Genomic DNA, 2,851 nt, shown 5'->3' with positions numbered 1-2,851 from the left:
CACGGGATCGCTGAGCATCACGGACTCGGCAATCACACGCAACCAAGCCAACCGAGCCGGAGGCGGTATCGAAACGACCGCCAACACGACCAACACCTTTACCAACGTGAACTTGCTCGAAAACAACGCCGGTGTCACGCCCGCAGTCGCGAGCCCCGGCAACGGCGGCGGGCTGCACGTCACCGGAGACGCCGACGTCACCATCACCGGCGGAACCGTCAACGGTAACATCGCCGCGAGTGAAGGTGGTGGTCTTTGGAACGGCGCAGGCACGCTGCTCGTGACAGGCACCCAAATCAACAACAACCGCGCCGACGGAACCGCGACGGATCAAGGTGGCGGAGGCGTTTTCAACGCAGCAGGCTTCGTTGCTTTGCACAACGTCCAACTCACCGGCAACGAAGCCGACCGGGGAGCCGCCGCGTTCAATCATCAAGGCACCCTGAACGTTCACGATTCGGACATCATGAACAATACCTCGAGCGGACTGCACTACCTCAACATCGACGGCGTGTTGTCAGGCAATACCGTTAGCGGCAACGCCGATGGCGCTGTCACGGGTCTCGTCGGAACCACCGGCGACGATATTGTCCGCATCACATCGACCACGATTGAAATCAACGGCAGCACGCTCAGCTACGACGCCAACGTTGACGCGATCTCGATCGCAACCGGCGACGGCAACGACACGATCGCGATCCAGTCGACTTCTCTCAACAGCCCGATCACCATCGACACCGGAGACGGTAACGACGAGATTCACGTCGCCTCCGACGCACCCGACAACCGTGGCACGCTCAACGGAATCACCGGCTCCATCACCATCCTCGGCGGAACCAATACTCAGGCAAGCACCGTCACCGAAAGCGTGACCGCTCGCACCTCGAACGTCGATTCGCTAACCCGCTCGAGCACCACGGTCAGCGGCGACGTGCTACGAATCATCGACGCCGCGTCCTCCGCCCCGGGGACCTACGCCGTATCGTCCACGTCGTTCGAACGCACGCTCAACACATCCAACGTCCAAATCGCATTCGATGGTATCGAGTCCCTCGAAATTCATACCGGTCTTGCCAACGACACCGTGGAAATCAACTCGACATTCGACGCCTCGATCGTCACGATCGACAGCGGTGCGGGCAACGACGATGTCACTCTCAACTCGACCGGAACCGGCTCGATCACGCGACTGTCCACCCAACGCGGACGAGACAACGTAACGGCCGCATCGACCGGCCAAGACAGTATTTTGCTGATCGACACGGGCGACCAAAATGACAATGTGCAGATCATGGATCGTGGAAATGGTTCAGGGATCGATGCCCGCACCGGACATGGATCCGACACGATCACCATTGCGGACGCCAACGTCGCCGCTGCGGTCGGTTCGGCACCCTCCTCCGTGCTGCGGCTCGACGGTGAAGCGGACGACGACACGATCATCATTAACGAAGTCTTCGCAGCATCGATCATCGAAACACGAGGCTCCGACGGCAACGACCACTTCACGCTCAACGCAACCGGAATCGCCTCCAATGGAACTCTGGATCGTTTAAACGATGCCGCCGATTCACGCCAACTGTTGATCGATGGCGGCGACAACGGACATAACATCCGCACGTTCTACGAAGGCATCGAGGTCAACGCCACCGGCGAAAAGAACGAACCGCAGATCCGCAACCAGGACGTCGGCGACAAAATCACCATCAATGCCGCCTCAGTCACGTCTGACCTCGACTTGAACTACCTCATCGTGTCGACCGGCCAAGGAGTCCTCTCGACGGGACCGAACGAGTTACTTGATTCGCTCGACGTCGAGACACTTGAAATCAATAGCGGCAGTGGCAACGACTCCCTCAACATCGCCAGCAACATCCTCTTCGGCATCGAATCAACACAACAAGCCATCGTGTTCAACGCCGGTGGCGGCCAAGACGCAATCTCGGTCACCGGTACCGACCAAGACGATCGGATCACCATCGGCTCCTCATCCTCATCCAGCGTCGAACCGATCGAAATCGGTGAAGTCGAAGACATCACCGTCGACGGTGGCGACGGCGACGACCAACTCTCCAACCGCACCTCCGTTGTCGCGATGCTCGACGGTGGTTCGGGAGACGACATTCTGCTCGGTGGCTTCGAGATCGACACACTCAACGCCGCGTCCGGGGAAAACCTCTTCTTCGGTCGCCTTGAGGGAGAAATCGTTCCGCAACGTGGTGAAGGCGAAGTGGTGTACGACGTCAACGGTGACGGGCGAGTCTCGGCTGTCGACCCTCTGCAAGTCATCAACAAACTCAACGCGGCTGACTCAGCCGCCGGTGAAGCCACGACACCCCCGTTTGATACATCGCGAGAATACATTACCCAGTTTGACTATGCCGATGTGAACGCCGACGGTCGTGTTTCCGCGTTGGACGCCTTGATGATCATCAATCTACTCAACGCCCGCGACGCATCTTCCGAACCGAACACGCCCCTAGCAATCACAACACAATCAACACCATCCCAAACCAACACCGCAGACGAACTCAACACTGACAACGGGCCCGAACGTGACATGTTGTCACTTCAACTCGAGCAAAAGCTGTCTGTCCCCGATTTGCACAACCATTGGCAAGAGTCCGTCGACCGCGCATTCGAAACATCCCACAACCAAACGCCCCAAAGCGAATCGGACAAAGACGAACACCGCCCGTTCTGGGAACTCACTGACAGTTTGCACTAGAGCGTTTTCAACAATGACATAGCCAATGTCGCCAAACATCGCTGCCCTCAATCCTAGCGAACTCCTCTCCAGAGATCGGACACACCAACGATCCAACCCCACAACGGTAGCGAAACTCGCCAA

At 58.2% G+C, this 2,851-nt stretch carries 1 protein-coding gene; it reads left to right on the top strand.

Annotated elements, in window-relative coordinates; all coding sequences use genetic code 11:
* Window positions 1–2,728: beta strand repeat-containing protein (locus tag RSSM_RS02950; RefSeq protein WP_044300811.1), on the top strand; the 2,728-nt coding region annotated here is incomplete at its 5' end.
* Between the last annotated feature and the right edge of the window lie 123 nt (window positions 2,729–2,851).

Source organism: Aporhodopirellula sallentina SM41, assembly GCF_000346505.1.
Classification (GTDB): domain Bacteria; phylum Planctomycetota; class Planctomycetia; order Pirellulales; family Pirellulaceae; genus Rhodopirellula; species Rhodopirellula sallentina.
Note: the sequence above shows the minus strand (reverse complement) of the source record. Positions and strands in the feature narration are given on the sequence as shown.